The organism is Mesorhizobium sp. M1409, from assembly GCF_040317535.1.
Taxonomy (GTDB): Bacteria; Pseudomonadota; Alphaproteobacteria; order Rhizobiales; family Rhizobiaceae; genus Mesorhizobium.
On sequence record NZ_JAMYKV010000147.1, the window covers coordinates 1 to 1,278 of the forward strand.

At 61.4% G+C, this 1,278-nt stretch carries 1 protein-coding gene; it reads left to right on the forward strand.

Features of this window, described 5'->3' with window-relative positions:
• Positions 1-115 precede the first annotated feature (115 nt).
• The coding region (locus NKG99_RS35735; RefSeq protein WP_352874170.1) for an IS4 family transposase at positions 116-1,278 on the forward strand (1,163 nt) is incomplete at its 3' end.

The following is a 1,278-nucleotide window of genomic DNA, read 5'->3' on the forward strand; positions in this document are numbered from 1 at the left end:
GCAGGGCTGTCCGGGGAAAGTTTTGAGTGAATCGAAATGCCGCATGTGCATGCCCCGTAAAACGGGGTTTGTCCGTCTTCTCTCTGGTTGTCGAGACTCAGAAAAGGAACGGGGCATGCGCTTTGCACCTAGCATCTTCGGGCAGCTTCTTGAAGCGGTGGATCGCCGTCAATTCCAAGCCATTGTGGATCGTCACGCCGGCGATGCCTACGACAAATCGTTCAGGAGTTGGGATCATCTGGTGGTGTTGATCTATGCCCAGTTCTGCGGCAGCGACAGCCTGCGTGGCCTGGAAGCCGGTTGGAACGCCAACAGCCAGCATCATTACCACCTGGGCAGCGGTCCGCTGATGCGTTCGACCTTGTCGGACGCCAACAGACGGCGCCCGGTCGCCATTTTTGCCGAGGCCTTCAGCCTGGTGGCGGGCCTGCTCGACCGGCAGACGCGGCAAGAGGGTAAAGACATGCTGCGGCTGATCGACTCGACCCCCATTCCGCTCGGCAAGCTGTGCGAGTGGGCCAAGTCGAACGGACGCATCCGCGGCATGAAGGTCCATGTCGTCTATGACCCGAAGGCCGACCATCCGCGCGTCCTCGACATCACCGACGCCAACGTCAACGACGCCCAGATCGGCCGCCGGATCACTATCGAGCCCGCGGCGACCTATGTGTTCGACAAGGGCTATTGCCACTATGGCTGGTGGACGGCGATCGCCGAGGCCGGGTCGGTCTTCGTGACGCGGCCCAAGACCAACATGGGGCTGGCGCAGGTGTGCAACCGCCCCGTGGCCGAGCCGCAGGGCGACGGCTTCCTGGTCCTGGAAGACAGTGAGGTGAGCCTGGTCAGCAAGGGCGCTTGCAAGCTGCCGATACGCCTGCGGCGCCTGCGCATCCAGCGCCAGGAAGGCGACACCATCATGCTTTTGACCAACGACATGGAGCGCTCCGCAGTCGAGATCGGGCAGCTCTACAAAGGCCGCTGGCAAATCGAGCTTCTGTTCCGCTGGATCAAGCAGCACCTCAAGATCGGCAAGTTCCTGGGCAACAACGGCAATGCAATCCGCCTGCAGCTCTTCGCGGCGATGATCGCCTATGCGCTGCTGCGCATCGTCGCGCGCACCCGAGGTGTCGCCATTCCAATCCTGCGGTTCACAGAGCTGGTCGCCCAATACCTGTTCGGGCGGCGAAAAATAAACGCCATCGACAAGCCGCCGCCGGTCAATCCGAGCCGACCAAGAGACCGATCCTCCCTCAATCAGATGGCCTTCATATATGAATA